The 20555-nt window shown below is 62.1% G+C and carries 17 protein-coding genes; 8 read left to right on the top strand and 9 right to left on the bottom strand.

Translation table 11 applies throughout. The features are described from left to right. The first annotated feature begins 80 nt into the window (after nt 1-80). From GX515_08855 to GX515_08825, 7 genes are all read left to right on the top strand, one after another. Complete coding sequence (locus tag GX515_08855; GenBank protein HHY33104.1) at nt 81-1622, top strand: MFS transporter; 1542 nt, start codon at nt 81-83, stop codon at nt 1620-1622. 403 nt (nt 1623-2025) lie between these two features. Then, a complete protein-coding gene (locus GX515_08850; GenBank protein ID HHY33103.1) occupies nt 2026-2358 on the top strand; it encodes a helix-turn-helix domain-containing protein in 333 nt (110 codons plus the stop codon). Nucleotides 2359-2380: 22 nt separating this feature from the next. After that, nucleotides 2381-2812, top strand: a complete 432-nt coding sequence (locus GX515_08845; protein ID HHY33102.1) for a type II toxin-antitoxin system VapC family toxin — start codon at nt 2381-2383, stop codon at nt 2810-2812. Beyond that, nucleotides 2809-3090: an aldo/keto reductase gene (locus GX515_08840; protein HHY33101.1), complete on the top strand. Its 282-nt coding sequence runs from the start codon at nt 2809-2811 to the stop codon at nt 3088-3090. The genes GX515_08845 and GX515_08840 overlap by 4 nt, the downstream gene beginning before the upstream one ends. A 503-nt stretch (nt 3091-3593) precedes the next feature. After that, nucleotides 3594-4460: a DegV family protein gene (locus GX515_08835; protein ID HHY33100.1), complete on the top strand. Its 867-nt coding sequence runs from the start codon at nt 3594-3596 to the stop codon at nt 4458-4460. A 152-nt stretch (nt 4461-4612) separates the two neighbouring features. Continuing rightward, a complete protein-coding gene (locus tag GX515_08830; protein HHY33099.1) occupies nt 4613-5836 on the top strand; it encodes an aldo/keto reductase in 1224 nt (407 codons plus the stop codon). 262 nt (nt 5837-6098) lie between these two features. Further along, nucleotides 6099-7700 carry an iron-containing alcohol dehydrogenase gene (locus GX515_08825; protein HHY33098.1) on the top strand — a complete coding sequence of 534 codons (1602 nt, stop codon included), beginning with the start codon at nt 6099-6101 and terminating at the stop codon, nt 7698-7700. A 214-nt stretch (nt 7701-7914) separates the two neighbouring features. On the opposite strand, the gene GX515_08820 is transcribed toward GX515_08825, so the two are convergent. Beyond that, a complete protein-coding gene (locus tag GX515_08820; GenBank protein ID HHY33097.1) occupies nt 7915-9033 on the bottom strand; it encodes a CBS domain-containing protein in 1119 nt (372 codons plus the stop codon). A gap of 838 nt (nt 9034-9871) precedes the next feature. Here GX515_08820 and GX515_08815 point away from each other — a divergent pair. Continuing rightward, nucleotides 9872-10738, top strand: a complete 867-nt coding sequence (locus tag GX515_08815) for a 4Fe-4S binding protein (GenBank protein ID HHY33096.1) — start codon at nt 9872-9874, stop codon at nt 10736-10738. Between the two features lie 224 nt (nt 10739-10962). On the opposite strand, the gene GX515_08810 is transcribed toward GX515_08815, so the two are convergent. The 8 genes from GX515_08810 to GX515_08775 all read right to left on the bottom strand — a co-directional run bounded on the left by GX515_08810 (nt 10963) and on the right by GX515_08775 (nt 20389). Next, a complete protein-coding gene (locus tag GX515_08810) occupies nt 10963-12189 on the bottom strand; it encodes a DUF1343 domain-containing protein (GenBank protein HHY33095.1) in 1227 nt (408 codons plus the stop codon). Between the two features lie 330 nt (nt 12190-12519). Further along, on the bottom strand, nt 12520-13410 hold the full coding sequence (locus GX515_08805; protein ID HHY33094.1) for a MurR/RpiR family transcriptional regulator: 891 nt from the start codon (nt 13408-13410) through the stop codon (nt 12520-12522). Nucleotides 13411-13485: 75 nt separating this feature from the next. Continuing rightward, complete coding sequence (gene nagZ / locus GX515_08800) at nt 13486-15126, bottom strand: beta-N-acetylhexosaminidase (protein HHY33093.1); 1641 nt, start codon at nt 15124-15126, stop codon at nt 13486-13488. Nucleotides 15127-15163: 37 nt separating this feature from the next. Then, nucleotides 15164-16060, bottom strand: a complete 897-nt coding sequence (gene murQ / locus GX515_08795; protein ID HHY33092.1) for an N-acetylmuramic acid 6-phosphate etherase — start codon at nt 16058-16060, stop codon at nt 15164-15166. A 280-nt stretch (nt 16061-16340) separates the two neighbouring features. Further along, complete coding sequence (locus GX515_08790; protein ID HHY33091.1) at nt 16341-17330, bottom strand: ATP-binding cassette domain-containing protein; 990 nt, start codon at nt 17328-17330, stop codon at nt 16341-16343. Further along, a complete protein-coding gene (locus GX515_08785; protein HHY33090.1) occupies nt 17327-18316 on the bottom strand; it encodes an ABC transporter ATP-binding protein in 990 nt (329 codons plus the stop codon). Before GX515_08785 ends, GX515_08790 begins: the two co-directional genes overlap by 4 nt. Continuing rightward, on the bottom strand, nt 18313-19404 hold the full coding sequence (locus GX515_08780) for an ABC transporter permease (protein ID HHY33089.1): 1092 nt from the start codon (nt 19402-19404) through the stop codon (nt 18313-18315). Before GX515_08780 ends, GX515_08785 begins: the two co-directional genes overlap by 4 nt. A 16-nt stretch (nt 19405-19420) precedes the next feature. Continuing rightward, nucleotides 19421-20389: an ABC transporter permease gene (locus GX515_08775; protein ID HHY33088.1), complete on the bottom strand. Its 969-nt coding sequence runs from the start codon at nt 20387-20389 to the stop codon at nt 19421-19423. Nucleotides 20390-20555 lie beyond the last annotated feature (166 nt).

The raw sequence follows: 20555 nt of genomic DNA, 5'->3' as shown, positions 1-20555 counted from the left end.
TGCAGCAGGTAAACGGCGAAATTCGTGGAATACACGTGTGTAACCATAAGTCGAGGAAAAGGGAAGAGGGTCACACACATATGTCCGACGTTGTTCCATCGGGTGCGCCGCGGACAGGTCCTCGCCGGAGGGCTCGTCGCACGGCCCTGCCCCCAACTTTCTCCGCGCTGCGGCATCGAAACTTCCGTCTGTTCTGGACCGGACAGTGCGTGTCGTTGATGGCAACCTGGATACAGAATGCAAGCCAATCGTGGCTTGTGCTCGAGCTGACCAATTCCGCGTTCTTTCTAGGCTTGGTAAGCTCGGTGCAGTTCATTCCGACCCTCCTCTTCTCCCTCTTCGCAGGAGTGATGATTGACAGGCATAACAAGCGGGACCTGATTGTAGCCACCCAGACCGCCCTCATGATCTTCGCGTTTCTGCTGGCAGGGCTCATCTACTTCAAACGAATCCAGTACTGGCACATTCTTCTCATAGCGTTCCTGACTGGTGTGGCGCAAAGCATCGACACCCCGGCACGCCAGGCGTTCGTGATCGAGATGACAAGCCCTGAAGACCTGATGAATGCCGTAGCCTTGAACTCCGTCATCTTCAACCTCGCGCGCATTGTCGGCCCGGCGGCCGCCGGCCTCCTCATCGATCGAATCGGCTTCTTCATGTCCTTCTTCCTGAATGGTGTGAGCTTCATAGCGGTCATCGCAGGCTTGCTCCTCATGAGGGTCAACAGGCCAACTTCGAAACGCGAGTCGAAGAGCGTGATGAGAGACCTGGCGGAAGGCCTGAGGTACATTCGCGGCAACCGGAAGCTGGCCACGATAATCGTAACGGTAGGAGTGATAAGCCTTTTCGTGCTGAATTTCAACGTCCTCGTGCCCGCGTTCGCAAGGGACGTACTCCATCAGGAGGCCTCGGGTTACGGTTTCCTCACGTCAGCCATGGGCCTCGGCGCCTTCGTTGGCGCGCTCACCTTGGCCACCTTTGCCTCCCGTGAGAGGGGTGTAACTCGCTTTCTGGCAGGAGCCATCCTCCTCCCCCTATTCACGATCGTCCTTGGCCTCACCCGGCAGTATATGTCGTCTGTAGCAACCATCGCGTTCCTGGGGTTCTCCATGATACTGTTCACGACCACAGCCAATGCCACCACCCAGCTCACCGCGCCTGACGAACTGCGGGGCCGCGTGGTGAGCGTATACATGCTCATCTACATCGGTGTCACTCCGGCAGGCGCTTTCCTCGCGGGCTGGCTCGCCTCTCGCCTCGGGCCGGGCACCGCCCTGGTGATCCTGGGATCGGTAGGCCTCGGCTTCGCAATCTACGTCGCAAGCCGCCGGGCTGCGCTCCTCGAAACCCCTCGCGGCTCCGCTCCAGGGCGCACTCGAGGACACGCATCTTCATCCTCATCTTCATCTTCACCCAACAAGCAGCATGGCACTCGCCTCGAAGCGCCGCCCGCGGGGCGCATAATCGAGAGCGCGAAACCAACTCAACCCATATTCGGACGGACGGCGCCCCATCTAGCGCCGGCGCACAACCTTCAGCCTCCCGGCCCCGGCAAACCTCTGACCCCGCTTCTCACCGTGCAGGGGCCATTCGTCCACGATCACGTGGCCGGAATACGATGACGCGTTCACGAACCTGCACTGCCATTGCCTCGCAACAACACTGTGTCCACCCTCCTCAATGTATACTATGCTCCCCCTCCCTTCCCTTCCTTTGCTTTCCTCCTGCGCCGTCTAACGCCTCTCGGACGGTTCATCAGACCCCGCGGCGCCAACAGACATACCAGTTGGGCAGCCGTGCCCGCCAAAGGAGGGAAGCCCGCGTATACTGCCGACGACATACTCACCACTACTCGCGTACGCGAATGGACGCACCCGAGAGTTGGCAGGTGTCTGAGAGTTGCTCTTGATGACAGCAGTGACGCTATGTTATACTATGTACGATGCGCTGTTGGAGTCGCCACCGAGGTTTGTTTGCGGCGACACAGGCACTTGTCCGAACCGGTGCCGTATGGGAGGCGTTACCATGAAGACTGACCAAGAGTGGCTCTCTGTGCAGGAAGTGGCGGATTACCTCGGAGTGGCACGCCCTACCATATACCGGTGGGCGAAGGAGTCGAGAATCCGCATATACAAGCTGGCAAAGGGGGTTGCCAGGGTGAGGCGCCAGGACCTGGAGGCATTCCTGCAACAGGCCGGGATGTTGTATTCAGATACGGCGGGTCGTGCTACGCAACCAGGCTTTGTGCGTGAGACTGCAGAGTCGCAGCTGCAAGAGACAGACCCGATACTTGATGTCCTCGGCTCCCTTTCTGGAGACCCGCTTTCGGCCGAAGACATCGAGAAGGAACTCTACTAGCGAAAAGGAGCGGATCTGAAGCATGGTGTCTGGGCCGGTTTTCATAGACACGTGGGGCTGGATCGCCCTCGGACATCGAAAGGACCCGCGGCACGATGAAGCAGCCCAGTACTACAGAACCCTCCGCTCCGAAGGCGAGCGGGTCTACACGAGCGACTACGTCCTTGACGAGGTGATCACTCTCATCTTTCGCAGGGAGAGCTTCGACGAGGCCACCCGTTTCGTTAACGGCATCATCGCGGCAGCCCGTATGGGATACATCAGCGTTGAGCGCATCACTCCAGAACGTTTTGCTGCAGCCTGGGATCTGCGCGTCCGCCTAAAGGACAAAGTGCGGATCTCGTTCACAGACCTGACGTCCATGATAGTGATGAGGGATTGCAAGGTGAAGCATGTGCTCACTGAAGACAGGCATTTCACCCAAGTGGGGCTGGGGTTCCAGTTGGTGCCCTGACCGGGACCATCCGCAAAGGCCATGTGACGGATCCACTTTCGTCGGCACAGGCGTCGAGGTGGTCTCCATGGAACCATGACATAAGTCCGAATTGCCACCAAGGTGGGCGTGGTCTCAGGCGCAAGCATGGACCTGTCCCCGGCGAGGGTGAAAAGGCGTGCGAGGAAAGCCTCGCGCGGCTTGGCACGGACTACATAGACCTCTACCAGGTCCACTTGGACGATCCGAAGGCTCCCGTCGAGGACGCGGAGGTCCCTGTCCTCCATTGCCGCATGTAGACGCCTGACGTCCTGGTAGAACTGGTCCTTGTCCCCGGTGATGATGTAGCCCCTGACGCCGCGCCTGGCGGCCGGCCCGATGAACGGGACTATCTCATCGATGCCGCGCACAGCAGGGACGACCGCTATGAACCCACGGCTCTGGAACGCGTCTCCCTAAGACTGCACAACAAGGAGTATGCCACCTACCACCCGCGGAAGTATGAAGAGGTTCCCAAGCACCAGCACTGGAAAATCCCAGATGGTGACCGCGCCGCCCCCGCGCGAAGGTTGCTTCCTTCCAGCGTGATCCACCCAACGTGATGCACGAGGCCGTACTGCTTGTAAGTTCGGCGTCAGGGGCCTATAATGATGGTGTCGCGAGAGAGCTTTTCGGTGGCGCGGTCAGGTAACAGCTATGCCAAAGGAGGCTGTCTCGGCGGCTCCAGGATTGGCACGTTCGGCGCCGAGGCCGAGGAGTCGGCCATTAAGGGGCCAATAGACCGGGAATCAGAGGTGCAGTGATGAAGAACATCGACAACGGCGCTCCGAAGAGCGGGATCGCGATCGTGACCGATAGTGGCGCAAGCCTGCCAGAAGAACTGATCGAGAAGTACGACATAGCGGTCGCGCCTGTCGGGATACAGTTTGGGAGCGAATCATACCGCGACGGCGTGGATATCACGCGAGAGGAGTTCTATGAGAAGCTCAACGGACCGGACATCCCGATGACTTCCCAACCTGCACCGGCGGAGTTCATCTCCATATATCGCAGATTGCTCCAGCGTGTCAAGACCATCATCTCCATCCACATCACGTCCACCGGGAGCGGGACGTTCCAGGTGGCCAACCTCGCGAAGGCGAGTTTTCCCGGTGCCGATATAGAGGTGGTCGATTCGCTCTCCGCGTCCATGGGCACGGGATTCATGGTGCTCGCCGCCGCCGAGGCCGCACAGCGCGGAAAGACGAAGGAGGAGATCCTCCGCCTCCTGTCGGAACTCAGGCCGCGCATCAGCGCGTACGCGGTCATAAAGTCCGTGAGACACCTCCTGAAAAGCGGGCGCATTCACAGGGGCCAAGCGCTCATCGCTTCCCTGCTTGCGATAAAGCCCTTGATCTCCGTGAAGGAAGGGGTCGTCGAGGTAGTGGACAGGGTCAGAACCTACCAAGGCGCCCTGGACAGGCTCGTTGAGCTTACGAGAGAGGCCGCGGGGGACTCAAGGGTGAGGGTCTCGGTCGTCCACGGAAACGCTCTTGCCGAGGCGAAGCGGTTGCGCGACCGGCTTAAGCAGGTTCTGAACTGCGGGGACATCGTTTTGTCCGATATCGGTCCTCCCCTCGCGGTCCATGGCGGGCCGGGCATCATCGGGGTCGTGCTCCATCCGGTGTGATACCGAGACGCCGGCCGCAACCAGGACAGGCCCACTGCCGCCGCGACCTTGCACGCATCTTGCGCGCATGTGGGGTGCGAAGTGAGAGTGCTCTCCCGAGGGGCCGTTCCTCGTCGCCTGCAGAAGACACCACGGGAAGGGTGATGAACTCAATGAACTACCGTGAGTGTGGGAGTCTTCGGTTCTCAGAAGTGGGCGTGGGCTGTTATAGCCTGGCAGGAGCGTACGGCAGGAAGGACCTGGACGAGTTCGCGAGGATGATTCGGCGCGCCTACGAGCTCGGGGTGACGTTCTTCGACACGGCAGACGCATATGGCGATGCGGAGTCGATCCTCGGGAGGGTCGTGCGTGACTTCCGGAGCGCGATACATATTGCCACCAAGGTGGGCGTGGTGTCGGGCGCAAGCATGGACCTCTCCCCCGCGAGGGTGAAAAGAGCGTGCGAGGAGAGCCTCGCGCGGCTCGGCACCGACTATATCGACCTCTATCAAGTCCACTTCGACGACCCGAAGACCCCCGTCGAGGACGTGGTCGGCGCTCTGGAGGACCTGGTGGCTTCAGGCAAGATCCGTCATTACGGCGTGGGCCACCTGGCGGCGGAGAAGATCGCCAGATACGTTGAGGTCGGTCGCCCCTTTTCCGTCCTCATGGAGCTGTCGGCGGCGGCCAGGGACGCCCGCTCAAAGCTCCTCCCTCTCTGCAGAAGGCACAGGATGGCCGCCATAGCGTTCAGCACGACAGGCCGCGGCATCCTCACCGGGGCGATCCGAGAGGGTCACGTGTTCCCCGACGGCGACATCCGTCAGTACGATCCGCTCTTCCAACGCGAGCAGTTCCGCTCCGCGCTCAGGGTGGCAGCAAGGCTCGCGGACGTCGGGCGCCGCTACGGGAAAACCCCCGCCCAGGCCGCAATAGCGTGGGTGCTTGCCCAGCCGGGCGTAGTCTCGGCTCTCACCGGCCCGTCTAGCGTCCCGCACCTCGAGGAAAACGTGGGCGGCTCTGGGTGGAAGATCTCGGACGAGGATCTGGCGTCGTTTGACGCGTTTCTCTCAGAGGAGGACGCGAGGCTGGACCGTGAACGGAGGCAGGCGGTGGTCACGATCGCAACCTCAGCCCTGCCTCAAGACCCGGCGGCCGCCTTCAGAGACCTGGTGTACGCCCTGGACACCGCTGCCACGACTGGAATGTGCTCCGAGGCGCAGATCGTGCCCCTGTTCGAGGAGCTGTTGGCTTTCCAAGGGGCGGGCGGTGAACACGGGAAACACCTGGACAGCGGCGTTCTCGAGGGCATTCGCCGCCGGCTGAAGGCATTAGTGACCGCGACCGGGACGGGGGACGGAGACGGAGACGGGTTAGGTTTTCGTCGCCTTTCTTGACGGCGCCAAGTGGGCGTGCAAGACACTCCCGGCTATTGGGCCATTGGGGCCGGTTGCCGGTGATTGCACGACGGGGCGTTGAGAATTCGGCTATCCGGCGCGCCGAATTCGAACGAGGCGCGCCCCGAGCGCGCCGTCCCCGGAGGGCAATCACCGGCAACCCGGCAACTGCTGCAAGAGGGGCGCGGATCAATGCGCCCTCACTTAGGCGAGCGGCGAGCGCCCCGCCCGAGCATTGTGCTTTCGTCGTGAGGGATCGCGCATGGGAACGCAACACGAGCGTGGGGGAGACATAACGGGCTTTAGATGTGTACCTGGAATTGTGGAGCTCGAGGCGCGAACCGGCGTTGTGCGCCTCAATCGTGCCGCGCTGCCGCGCGCAGCAGAGCGGATAGTCTTCGGACGCGGGCTTGCCACTAGCGTCGTGCCCGAGGCGGTGGCCGGGCTCGCGGAGGCCGGGCGCCGCGGCGTCCTCGTGGTCGTCGGAGAATCGAGTTCCAGAGCGCCGGGAATAGCCGCGCTCGTCGACGGCATGAAGAGCTTCGGTGCCAGGGTCTTCGTCGTTCGCGGCCACGCCGACCACGCAACCATCCGGGCGGGCATAGAATCTGTCCGGCGGGGACGTCTGGGTCTCGTAGTCGCCATCGGTGGCGGCACGGTCATCGACGTCGCGAAATCCATCGCAGCCCTTGCGTATCAGGACCAGGGCAGCGGGGGCGGTGCCTCGTCCGTCTCGGGAGCGACTTCGCGAGAAGACCTAGACCTTCTGACAAGTCCCGGTCTCCGTCCTGCGGATGGACACGACAAATCGGAGGCTCTAGTGGATATTGCCGCCTACCAACTGGGCCGGAGGAGGTTGTCATCAGAGAGGACGCTCCCCTGGGTTGCTGTGACGACGACATCCGGCACAGGCTCGGAGAGCACGGACAACGCCGTTATTGAGCTTGGCGAAGAAAAGAGGAGCCTTCGCGGCATCCCGTCCCCACGTTTCATCGCGGCCGACCCCGCGCTCACAGACCCGCTTCCTCTCGCCCCAACGATCATCGCGGCGGTGGATGCTATCGCCCAGGCGCTCGAGGTTTTGGCGAGCCCCGCTGCATCAGAAGAGGTCCAGCAGGTGGCGTTGGCGGCGTTCGTCGCGCTCGCGCGCGGTATGGAGGATTTGTACGCAGTCGCATCGCACGCCGTTCGAGAAACCGAGCTGGATGGAACGGCTCCCGCCACGCCGGACCGGCACCGCACGCCTGCGGTCAGCCGGGCCGAGTCGCCTGGTTCCGCGAGCAGGGTGGACCCTGCCACCCGCGACACCTTGTCCTGGGGAAGCCTCCTGATGGGCATGGCTTTCGCCAACGGGCGACTCGGGTTACCCCATGGACTCGTCCACTTCTGCAACCGCTTCGGTCTATCTCATGGCAATATGGTAGGGATCCTGCTGGTGCCTGGGCTCAGGGTGCAAGCACGCGACACGGAAACCTCGACGCGGCTGGCGCGGGCGGCTCGAGCGTTGGACCAAGCCTTGCAGCACAAGGCCTCGGAGGACAGAGATGCTCCAGCACCGGAGAGGGAGGGAGGAAGCCGGGCCCCTCGGATTGCTATGCCACAGTCCGTCCGATCCGGACCCGAACCACTTTTCCGGTGGTTGGCCTCGAGAATCCCGGCGCTCTTCGAGGCGATCGGCCTGCCGCGCACCCTCATAGAGGCTGGCCTAGCCGGCCCCGACCTGGACTGGATAGTCGCCAGGGAACTGGAAAACCACCCGACATTCGGCACCCCGGCGCGGCCGGCCACGCCTGCGGAGCTCAGGGACGTGCTCGAAGGAGCCTGTGAGGAGCCTGGGCACAGAACGTTGTCGAGGCGCGTCTGAGAGGCGCGCGAGGTTGTCCAACTTCCCAACAACGCCCAAGCGGGGGCAAGAAGCGAAGCCCCGCGTCGCACGCCCGACAGCGCGTTGCGTGCCGTTCCTCGCGTGCCACGCGGCGCGGGGCTCGGGCTGCCAACGGCCCGCAGGGACAGGAAAAAGGAAAGGCGACGCGGGCCGCGTTCGCCGTCTCGCATCGCCTTGGCTTCACTGCTGCCCCCTACAGCACCCTCCCGCCGGGAGCGTCCCCTTCCTCCCTCGTAAGCTTCTGCTTTGCGCTCTCATAGGCGAAGAAGCGTCCTATGTTCTCAAGTCCAACCATGCCCACGAGTTTCCCATCTTGAACCACCGGCAGCGACGAGCAGTTGCAGCCGCGCATCTTCTCATACACTTGGGCCAGCATGTCCGTGGGGCTGAGCGTAACGAACTCTACCTGCATCGCCTCGGCCGCGCTGATCTCGGGGCCCTTCTCATGAAGGGCCGCAAGCACGGAGGCTTTAGTCAGGATCCCTTTCACGACCCCACCCTCGACGACCGGGAAGTCGTCCTGGCAGCCCCGGTATGCCCGTTCAAGGACTGCGGCCAGAGGCTCGGTGGGCGACACTATCTCGAACCTCGTCGTCATGACCCGGTTGACCGGCACGCCGCCCAGGACTCGTCGGATCTCCGCTGTGCGCTCCTCAGTGCCCGCTCCCATGTAGATGAAAAGGGCGATGAATATGAGCCACGGGTTTGTAAAGAGCCCGAGCAGGGCGAACAGGAACGCGAACCCCTGCCCCACTGAGGAGGCAATGCGGGTGGCTTCGAGGTAGTTCATCCGCATCGCGAGGATGGCTCTCAGGACACGCCCGCCGTCCATCGGGAACGCGGGGATGAGATTGAACAGGCCCAGGATGACGTTGGCCGAGGCAAGGCTCGCCACGAAGCGCCCGCCCCAGAGATACTCGATCGTTCCGAGTCCCATTGCGATCCCGGTGGCGCGCAGTGCCGCGATGAATACCGCAGCGAGCCCTAGGCTTACGGCGGGTCCAGCGATCGCGACGAGCAGCTCCTGCCTGGGATCATCGGGGATCTCCTCGAGCTGCGAGACGCCGCCGATGGGAAGCAGCGTGATCTCCTTTACCTTGATGCCGAACCTGCGTGCCACGAGGCTGTGCCCAAGCTCGTGAAGGGTGACTGAGGCGAAGAGAGCGATGATGAACCCCAGGCCGCCCAAGCTCGAAGCAAGTCCCGCCCCGACCACACCAGAGATCAACATGAATACCAGGAACAGAAGAAACGACCAGTGAAGGCGGATGGGGATGCCGGCGACCTCTATCAGAGTGAACGACTGACGCAAGGTCTCACCTCCTACGTAAAGACACCGTTTGGTAGCGCCGGCGCGCAGCCTTGTACCTCCTTTCGGCGCCCTGTGCGCTTTCACCTGCCTGTAGCATAATATGCCGCCTGTACGGGCCTTGCGAAAACGAAGGCTCAGCGAAAGTGCACGAGGTGAGCAGCGCCCCGGGACCCTCTTGATGACCGACGATCTCTCCTGGCACAATGGTATAATCACAGGTACAATCGCAGTACCGGCATAATGACCGGTATGCTGTCGGTACCGCTCGCTAGAAGGAGCACGGCAACCCGTGCGCGAGCGCGCCCCCCGAAGGCGCCCGCGCTCCGGCGATCGGCCGAGCGGCATCTCTGCGCCCAAACACGCATGGCGCGCACAGCAGAAGGGAGCATGTCCAACTCCATGAAACGAGGGATTTTCCTCGCGTCAATTGCCCTGTCCGTCACCCTCATAGCTGTGGGACTTCTGAGAGGCGATCCCGCACGCGTCTTCGCCAACGCGGTGGTCGTGTGCCTCTCCTGTATAGGGATACAGTGACCGCCCTTGCTCGCGTGGGGAAACCCTCAGGACAGGCCCGCGACGGGCCACGGCAGATGGGCAGATGGGATACGGGAGGCCGGGCCAGAGCAAGCAGGCCAGGGCCGACAGGGGCGAGTCGGACAGGGGCGACAAGACGGCGCTCACGCATAGGCCCCGTTTCAATTGTCTTGCATCCGGCGCCCCGGCCTGGCCTGGCCGCGCCGACGAGGGGGGATATGCAACGTTGCGGAAGCGTTCTTCGCTGGACCATTCGTGGTTGAACCAGCCTCATGAACCCAAAGCAGCATCAGGACCTGCCAGCATGTCGATACAGTCGACGCGGCCGGCCGCCGCCAAGCTCGCGCAGGCGGAAAGCGCACCTCGGAGCGCGATGGCAGCGCTCCCACGGCTCGCCCGCGCGTACGGGCCGACGACACGCAGGCGAGGCCTCTGGCAGGCCTTGAGCTTCGTCCTGGCCAATTCGTATTTCGTCAAGTTCCTCAAGTACGTCCCCTGCCCCACGCTCAACTGCTACGCGTGTCCCGCCGCAAGCTTCGCCTGCCCCATAGGCACGCTCCAACACTTCGCGGCGACGCGCCGGGTTCCGTTTTTCACCCTCGGCATCTTGGGAGCGATCGGGACAGTCGTCGGAAGAGCGGTCTGTGGCTGGGCGTGCCCGGTAGGAGGGCTTCAGGAGCTCTTGTATAAGGCCCCGGTACGAAAGGTTCGAGTCTCGAACCGTCTCACGTTCGTGAGATACTTGGTGCTCGCAGGGCTCGTGTTTGCAGTGCCCTTCCTTACTGGAGAGCCTTGGTTCTCCAAACTGTGTTTCGTGGGCACGCTCGAGGCCGGCGTGCCGCTCGCCCTTGGGGACCGAACGATCCGCTCGCTCATCGGCCCGTTCTTCTGGCTCAAGGTCGGGATCACCGCAGCGCTTCTGCTGATGATGGTCTTTGTCAAACGGCCCTTCTGTCGTTTCGTGTGCCCGCTAGGCGCCATATACGCTCCATTTAACAGGATAGCGCCGAGCTCCATCGCTTTCAGGGAGGACCTGTGCGTGCGATGCGGAAGGTGCACTGAGGTGTGCCCGATGGACCTTGACGTTCCGAAGGAAATCAACGGTCTCAACTGCATCCGCTGCCGCGAGTGCGTCGGGATCTGCAAGGCGCTTCCGCGGCCAGGAGCTTGACAGGCGCGACATGCGCCGATACGCGCCCGCGAACGGGCGCGCCCTCCGCGGCCATGCAGCCGAACAGGTCGACGTGCCAACGGGCAGACCGGTAGGAGAAAGCGCCTGCCGGTGCGCGCGCAAGAGCCTTCATTGATACGCAGCACCCTTCGGAGGCGCGAATCCTGGCGCACCCCCTGACACGGCGCAGGCCCCTGCCGGTGCAGGCCTTCACCGGTACATCTTCACCGGTACATGAGGTACTGCTCCCGAATCTCCGCGAACTCACGTAGCCCTGGCTCCCATCTCGCAATAATCTCGTCCGGGGACGCGCCCTCCTCGAGCCAGGCTCTGAGTTCCGCGCCTCCGGCGAGAAGGTCGATGAAAAGACGGTGGCTGGCGCTGCCTCCATCGGCGCCTCGCCACTGAAACTCCAGCTCGTTCTGTTTCCTTGCGGCATGGAGCATCGAGACCCCGAGAAGCACCGCACGAACCTCCCCAGGGTCTGTCACATGCACCTCAACTCCGCCGCACTCCACCCCGCTGTGCTTCGAGAACATGGGCCTGAAGCGTGCCGGCCTGAAGCGCACGCCCTTTAGACTCATATCGTTCAATACCTCGGCAAGGCCGAAGGGGTCGAGCCAAGGCGCGCCGATGAGCCTGAAAGGCTTGGTCGTTCCCCTTCCTTCGGAAAGGGTCGTGCCCTCGAAGAGGCAGGTGCCCGGGTACACCAGGGCTGTTTCAAAGCCCGGCATGTTGGGGGTGCCCGTCCAGAAATGACCCGTATCAGGGAAGAGCATGTGTCTTTCCCAGCCATCCATGGGAACCACCGTGAGGTCCACGTCGATCCGCGATCGCGCGGCGAACATGGCGGCAAGCTCGCCAGCGGTCATGCCGTGGCGCATGGGAATACGCTCATAGCCCACGAACGACCGGTACCGGGGATCGAGGAGGCTCCCTTCGATGACCGTCCCGCCGAGCGGGTTGGGCCTGTCCGTAACTATCACAGGCTTCCCGGCCTCGGCTGCGGCCTCGATGCACAGGGCCACCGTCGCAAGGCCCGTCCAATAGCGCGAGCCGATGTCGTTGCCGTCACAGACCAGCACATCGATGCCATCAAGCATCTCCGGGGTGGGCTTCACGGCCTCCCCGTACAGGCTGACGACCTCCACGCCGGTGAGCTCGTCCGTCCCGTGCCACACCTTTACTCCGGCCTGTTCACAACCCCATAGACCGTGCTCCGCCGCGTAGATCCGGGCGAGCTTTATCCCCGAGCACTCGCTGAAAAGCTTTATGATCGGCACTGCCCGTTCGTCCACGGCGTTGTAATTCGCTACGAGCCCGACCCGCGCCCGCGCCTTGCCAAAATACCTCTCGGGCTCCTCGAGCAGCCTCGTCACCCCGAGCTTAACCCTGGGATCGCCCCTTGCGGCGCTCGCGGGTCTGTCCCTGCCGTTGCCACTACGCCACAAGGCTGGCGTGCTCGCGGCCCCTGTACCGCGTCGGCCCCCGTCCCGGGCGGTCGGACGTCCACTCGCCATTTCCATGTCCCCTTCCTGAAACGCCCTATAAGGATAAGCGCCCGAGCCGCCTAAGTATGGCGCCAATAAATAGTTCTCGTCTCCTTTCTTGACGGCGCTAGGGTTGCCGGTGCTTGCACGACGGGGCGTGGAGAATTCGGCTGTCTTAAGCGCCGAATTCGAACGAGGCGCGCCGCAAGCGCGCCGTCCCCGGAGGGCAACACCGGCAACCCTGGGTAGGACCCCTCCGCCGAAAAGTAGCGCGAACTTCTGGCGACATACTTAGATCTTCCGCGATGCCAACGCGTCCACGGTCTTCATGAGCAGCTCCATCGCCTCGTCGGACCGCCTCATGGCCACCGCGGTAAAAAGGCAGTCGATTACGACGAGTTGGGTCAACCGGGATGTCATGGCGCCCCCCCTGAGCCTGGTGGCCTCGTGAGCCGTGGTGCAGAGCACGATGTCCGAGGCCGTGGCCGCTGGTGATGTCGGGAAGTTCGTGATGCAGATGGTGCGCGCGCCGCCTTTGCGCGCGAGGTTTATGACATCGGTTGCCTCGCGCGTCCGACCGGAGTAGGTTATCACGACCGCCACGTCCTCCGGGCCGAGCAGGGCGGCTTGCGTAAGCTGGGCGTGGGTATCGAGGTAGCTGAAAGCCGTCATGCCTATGCGCATGAACTTGAGCTGCGCGTCCTGGGCTACCACCCCCGACGAGCCAACACCAAAGAAGAATACCCGTTTCGCGCCCTGGATGGCTTCCGCGGCGCGGGCCACAGCATTCGGGTCCAGTACCTTGGCTGTGTCCTCAATCGCCTGGAGGGTAGTGGTGAATATCTTGTCACAGATGGTGGGAACGTCGTCCTCAGGCTCCACCTTACCGAAGGCGCCCTCTCTGCTCGTGGCAAGCTCCCGAACCAAAGCCAGTTTGAGCTGGAAAAAACCCGTGAATCCCAACCGCTGGCAACACTTCACCACGGTCGACTCGCTCACTCCCGCAGCCACCGCCAGCTGGGTGGAGGTCATTCCCGCGGCGGACTCCGGGTGTTCCATTATAAAGAACGCCACTTTCTGCTCGGCGGGGGCGAGGGACCCGTATCCCCCTCGGACGACCGCAAGGCAGTAGTCAGGTGTCTTCGCAACCTGCATCACGTTTTCGTCTCTCGCTTCAGCCATGCACCTTTCGCCCTTTGTTTTCAGATTCTTCAGCTCGCCTCGCGCAACTAACTGGTAGCGACTGATAGCGACCTTCTACAAGGTCAGGCCGCTTCCGTACTCGCATATCCCTGGAATGGACACGGGCAGTCGCCCCTTCGGCTTCGCCAGGCCGAAGATGAGCTCTGCCACAGCTCGCATGGTGCACTCCCTAAAGCCGTACGCGGCTATGTACGTGCTTACCGACGGAAACATCTGGATGTCATAGGGGTTCCTCATGGCCACGACGACGAGAGGCACCCCTGTATCGAGCAGCGCGTTCACGAGCGCGCCCTGCTGTTCGTAGAGGTGCGCATTGTAGGATCCAACCACGACCACGTCTACGTCGCTCGAGAGCACGAGCTTTACCGCATCCGCTATCTCGACGGCGGTTGGCGACTGGGAGAACACGAAGCTGCGCGCGCCCGGGACAAAGCGCCTGATCGCGACCGCGAGAGGCGACTCCGATAGCTGCTCCTCCTCCACTTGCGTCAGCGCGCGGATGTCGGGGGACATCACCAAGAGGTTCCGACACTCCCGCGGCGCGAGCGGCACGAGCCCCTGGCGGTTTGCGAGGAGCGTCACCGATTGCCTGGCGATCTCAAGGGCCACCTGGCGATTCTCCTCGCTTCCCACGCGCTCCAGGCCGCGCAGTGAGAGATATCTCTCCGGGTCGAGCAATCCGTAGCGCGCCTTCAACGCAAGCACACGCCCGACGGCCTCATCCAGCCGCTCCTCGGAAAGCGTCCCCTTCCTCACGGCGTCGCGCACGGCGTCGAGGGCGGCACCTTGTTCTGCCTGATTGTGGCAGAGGAGGACCATGTCTGCGCCGGCGTCCAGGGCGCGGACGGCGGCCTCTCCCGTAGTGAACCTCTTCCGGATGGCGCCCATGAAGAGGTCGTCCGTGAGGACCACCCCTTCGAACCCCAGCTCGTCCCTGAGCAACCCAGTGAGCACGCTGCGCGAGAGAGTCGCCGGAATGGCCGGCTCAGGCTCCACAGCCGGGAAGAACACGTGCGCGGTCATGATCGCCTCCACGCCCGCCCGTATGGCCGCCTCGAATGGAGCAAGCTCCACGCTGGCCAACCGTTCCTTGCTGTGTGCGACCGTCGGAAGGTCGAGGTGGGAGTCCACCGTGACGTCCCCTTTGCCGGGAAAATGCTTCGCCGTCGCGACCACCCCCGAACGCTGGTACGCTCGTATCATGGCCACGCCGAGCCTCGTGACCAGGGACACGTCCTCTCCGAACGAGCGCACCCCGATTCCGGGGTTCCTGGGGTTGTTGTTGATGTCGAGGACGGGCGCGAGGTTCATGTTGAACCCTAGAGCTGTCATCTCGTCCGCTGTAACCTCGGCGGCCCTGCGCGCATACTCCTCCGACCTCGTGGCGCCGAGCGCCATGTTCCCCGGGAATACCGTCTCGCCGCGGGTGAGCCGGGCTACCACCCCGCCTTCCTGATCTATGGAGAGGAGAAACCCCACTGGGTGTCTGCGGCGGGATGCGATCTCCTGGAATCTGTGTGTGAGCGACTGGGCCTGGCTTGGGCTGACTATGTTCCTTCCCAAGAACACCGCGTTCCCCACTCTATACTTGGAGATGAACTCCTCGTCGGATGGGGTCAGCTCAGGCCCGTCGATACCGACCATAGCTATCTGACCGATCTTCTCGTCAATGCTCATGGAGCCCACGCGGTCCACGCTTGATGCTCCCTTCTTCGATCATATCTCGCCCGACTCATATGGCGCCCGAAGCACGCGCGTCGCCCAAGGCCGCGATTCGCACCGCATCCCTCGTGTGACCGCGCGCCGCCTCCAAGGCCCGCTCCGCCTCAACCCGTCCGACCGACGCGAGCGCCATTACGATGGCCGTCTTGATGCTCCCGCCCGCCTCGTCCAGGAGCCGTTCGCTCTCCTCGCCGCGAAGGCCAGTAGCTGTGGATACGATCCTGACGGCACGGCGCTTCAGCTTCCTGTTGGTCGCCTGCATGTCGACCATGAAGTTGTCGTACACCTTACCGAGTCTTACCATGGTCGCGGTGGATATCATGTTCAGCACGAGCTTCTGCGCGGTTCCGGCCTTCAGCCTGGTGGAGCCGGTCAACACCTCCGGCCCCACGGCAAGCGATATCGCGACATCGACGTTCAGGTCCAGCTTGGCTGCGTGGTTGCACACGATCGCCACGGTCGCGGCACCGATATCCCTGGCCGCTTTCAGCGCACCCCTCACGTACGGCGTGACCCCGCTCGCAGATATCCCCACCACCACGTCCTTCTCGGTGACGCACCCTGCAACATCCCCAGCTCCAGACGCCTCGTCGTCCTCGGCCGCTTCAACCGAACGGAAGACCGCCCCCGGCCCGCCTGCGATTATCGCGGAGACTTGATCGGACGATACCCCGAAAGTCGGCCCGCACTCAACGGCGTCCAGAATGCCCAAGCGCCCGCTGGTCCCGGCGCCCACGTACAGGAGCCTTCCTCCGCTTGCCATCTTCGCAGCGATCATGTCCACAGCCTTTGCGATGTCAGGGATCGCCTCGGCCACGGCCTCGGGGACACGCCGATCCTCCTCGTTCATCAGGCGCAGGATCTCTTCGGTGCTCATCCGGTCAAGCCCTCGGGAACGGGGGTTCATTTCCTCCGTCGTGAGGTCAGCATAATCAGTGTTGTCCACACTCACCACCGCTTTCCGCGCCCTCACATCCACTTCGCGCGCGAGAACCGACGAATGCGGCCCGCGTCATGGCGGTCACTGCATGCCACTGCATATCGGCGAGGGTGCGCAAGTTCTCTTCCAGGCCCCGTCGTGCAAGCACCGGCAACCCCTCCCGATAGTCGGAAGTATTTCTACACCCCCAGTTGGGTGCGATCACTGGCGGTCCCTCTCGAAGGCGGGAGCGCCCCGACATGCGCGCTCACCGAGCATGGAGATGGCAAGCGCACAAGTGCCCCCTGCTCACCTCGCGCGGCTCTGGCTTGACTCTCTTGCACGCTTCCGACACATAGGGACACCTCGGGTGAAACGGACAACCCGGAGGTGGATTGATCGGGCTGGGCGGTTCTCCTTCGAGCTTCACCTTGCTTAGTTTCCGTTCTCTCGGGTTCCAGCCAGGAATAGCCGACATCAGAGCTTGTGTGTACGGGTGAAGCGGCTCGTCAAACAACTCCACGGCCGGCGCCGATTCAACCACGTTCCCCAGGTACATCACCATGATCCTGTCGCTCATGTGATGGACCACATCCAAGTTATGGGAGATGAAGACGAGGCACATGTTGGTCTCGCCCTGGATCCCCTTGAGCAGGTTGATGATTTGGCTCTGAACCGAGACATCCAGCGCAGAGGTGGGTTCATCACAGATCAGCAGCCTAGGGTTCACCGCGATCGAGCGCGCAATGGCGATCCTTTGCCGCTGGCCGCCGGAGAACTCGTGAGGATACCTGCGAGCGTATTCCGGGTACAGCCCCACCTTTCGCAAGAGCTCGGCGACGCGCTCGTCTACCTCCGCCGCGCTGTCGAAGAGCCTATGCGTGTCAAGAGGCTCGCGTATTATGTCCCTCACGGTCATCCGCGGGTCCAGTGAGTCGAAAGGATTCTGGAATATCATCTGCACGTCTTTTCTGAACGTCTGTTTGACGCGCTTTCCCAAAGCCCTCGAGATATCATGGCTCCGTCCGCTCGGATCGTGATAGGTTATGGTTCCGGCTGTCGGCTCGTATATCTTCGCAATGGTCCTTCCTAGGGTGCTCTTGCCGCACCCTGATTCACCCACGATTCCTATGGTCTCGCCTTCACTGATCTCAAAGTCGACGGCCTCGAGCGCCCTCACATAGCCTGTGACCTGGAGGAATACGCCGGATCTTATGGGAAAGTACTTCCTGAGACCGGCTGCGGAAAGGATCTTCATCCGGCCTCACTCCCCTCGTACAGCCAGCATGCCACCGTGTGGCCCCGGCCGAGCTCGAACTCGGGCGGCTCGAGCTCCTTGCACTTGGCCATCGCTCTCGGACACCGCGGGTTGAACCTGCAACCGTCTGGAAACTGGTCGGCCCTAGGCACATACCCCTCGATGTAAGGCAGCTCCTTGCCCTTGTACTCCCGCTTGACGCGGGAAGCAAGCAAACCTGCGGTATAAGGGTGGAGAGGGTTATCGAACATCTCCACTACTTGCGCCTTTTCAACGATCTTGCCGGCGTACATCACATGCACCCTATCGGCGATCTCCGCAACGGTGCCGAGATCGTGAGTGATGAAGATGATGGACCCGTCGTACCCGCTCTGAAGGTCCTGCATGAGGTTGAGCACCTGTGCCTGGATGGTGACGTCCAGCGCCGTGGTGGGTTCATCCGCGATGATTATGTCGGGGCTGGTTATGAGCGCCATGGCGATCATGATCCTCTGGAGCATGCCCCCGCTCATTTCGTGCGGGTATTCGTTGTAGCGCTTTTCAGGATCGGGGATGTGGACCAGCCTTAACGTAGCGATTATCCTCTCCTTGGCCTCCGCGGCGCTCCACGGCATGTGCGCCTGGGCGACTTCTGTCAATTGCTGGCCGACGGTATAGAGGGGATCGAACGACGACATGGGTTCCTGGAACACCATGCTGATGCGCATCCCTCTGATCTGCCGGTACTCCGCCTGAGACAGCCCGACCAGTTCGCGATCGCAAAAGACGATGCTGCCCTCGATCTTCGCCGGAGGCGCCTTGACGAGCCCCAGTATGGAGTGGGCGGTAACGCTCTTTCCGCATCCGGACTCGCCGACGAGCGCAAGGACCTCCCCCCTGTCCAGGTGGAAGCTGACGTCGTCCACCGCCCGCACGATGCCCTCGGGCGTCGGGAAGTAGGTCTTCAGATTGCGCACCGTGAGAATGCGTTCGCTCGTGCCGGTCATACCTTCTCAACCGTCCTATATGGATCAACCGCGTCCCTCAAGGCATCCCCCACGAAATTGAAGGAGAGCACGGCTACCATTATGAATAGTCCGGGCACCATCAGCCACGGGTGGGACTCGAGTTCGCTCAGAGACTGGGCCTGGCTGAGCAAAAGCCCCCAGCTAGTCATGGGCTCCTTGATGCCGAGGCCAAGAAAGCTGATGGTGCTCTCGCCGAGGATCATCCCTGGGATGGACAAGGTCGACACGACGATGAGGTAGCTCAGGGTATTCGGTATCAAGTGTCTCGTGATGATCTTCCAATCTGAGACGCCCATCACCTTGGCCGCGAGAATGTACTCCTTCTCGCGAAGGCTGAGCGTCATTCCGCGCATGACCCTCGCCACCCCCATCCAGCCGATGAGAGAAAGCACCGTCACGATCCCGAAGTACACCCAAGTGCTGGGCCAGCTCGGCGGGATGATCACCGCAAGCGCAAGCCACAACGGAATCCTCGGAAATGACCTGAGGAGCTCGGTAAACCTCTGGATGAGCACATCAACCCATCCACCGTAGTAACCCGAGAGCGCCCCTACGATCGCCCCGATGAAGACACTGAGGAACGTCCCGAGGAGGCCGACGGTCATGGACACCCTGCCGCCGACCAGGATCCTGGAAAAGAGGTCACGGCCGAATCTATCAGCGCCGAGGAGGAGAAGCATCGCTTTGTCGGTGGACGCCTCCACGCCGAAGAGGTGCAGGTCTGTCTCCCAAAGCCCCAGGAACCTGTATTTCTCTCCCCTCACAAAGAACCTTATCGGCACCACGGTGGTGGTGTCCTCGACATAGACCAGCTCGAAGGTGACGGGGTCCCTGCTCCTCTTCATCCCGTATATGTGAGGCCCGACCCATCTGCCATCGGGATCCGTCCACCTTATCTTCGAAGGCGGGGCATAAACGAAGTTCCTGTGGGTCTCAGCGAAATTGTACGGGGATATGAAATCGGCGAGGAGCACCACGAAATAGAGTATCGCGAGCGCCACCAGCCCGACCATACCCAGCTTGTGCTTGAAAAAGCTCTCGACAACCCTTTTTCTGGTTCCTTCCATGTGGACGCTCCCAGCTCTAGCTCATCCTTATCCTCGGATCGAGGAAGGCGAGCGCGATGTCAGCAAGCAAGTTTCCGATCTGTGTGATGAACGCGATGAACATCAAAAAGGCCATGACCAGGTACTGGTCGTGATTGAGCAGCGCGTTGTAGAAAAACGGACCCATCGTGGGGAGGTTCAGCACGATGGCTGCGATTATCGTGCCGCTGAATATGTTGGGAAGCTCCGCTCCGGCGATGCTCACCATGGGGTTGAGCGCGTTCTTCACGGCGTGCGTCCTGATGCGTCGCTCGTCTAGACCATAGGCCCTGAGAGCCGTGACGAACGGGGAGCCCACCACATCGAGCATGTTGCCCCTCATCACCCTCATGAGCCCCGCCAGGCCACCCACCCCAACCACCACGATGGGCATCCACAAATGCTTGAGAAGGTCCACGAATTTCGCGAGGCCCCATGGGGCGCCTATGAACTCAACTGAGAACAGCCCTCCGATGGATGTGGCGCCAGCCTTGAGCGCAAAGAACATCATTATCAGCGCGAGGAAGAAATCAGGGATCGAGATGCCGATGAACCCCACGATGGTCATGGTGTAATCCAAGGGTGAATAAGGGTGTAGGGCCGAGTAAATGCCCATGGGCACGGCAAGGAGCCACTGAAACACAACTGTCAAGAGCGCGACCATGACGGTCCAACCCATCCGCTCCCATATGAGGTCCGCGACAGGCCGCTCGTAAGCAAAGGAGTAACCGAAGTCCCCCCTCGTCACCACGGCTTTCGCCCACATCAGGTACCTTATATAAGCGGGCCTGTCGAGCCCGAGCCGCTCTCTCAGAAGCCTGATCTGTTCCGGAGATATCCTTGGGTTATCCAGGTACTGGCTGACGAAATCCCCGGGCTGCAGCTCGGTGATCCAGAAACAGATCACCGACGCGAGAACCATCATGGGGATCATAATGAGGAACCTTCTCGCTATGAACGCCCGCATCCGCGCCCTCTCCCCTGCCAGTTTAGGACCTTAAGCTGAAACCATGACCCGGCCCGGGCCACCGATTACCGGCGGAGGGGGAGGGGGAGGACGATCTCCCCCTCCACGCCCCAACCGAACACGGCTCAGCCGAACCGGCATGCACAAGCGACAAGCGCCGCCGACG

The sequence above is a fragment of the Bacillota bacterium genome, from assembly GCA_012842395.1.
In the GTDB taxonomy this organism is placed as follows: Bacteria; Bacillota; SHA-98; order UBA4971; family UBA4971; genus UBA6256.
Note: the sequence above shows the minus strand (reverse complement) of the source record. Positions and strands in the feature narration are given on the sequence as shown.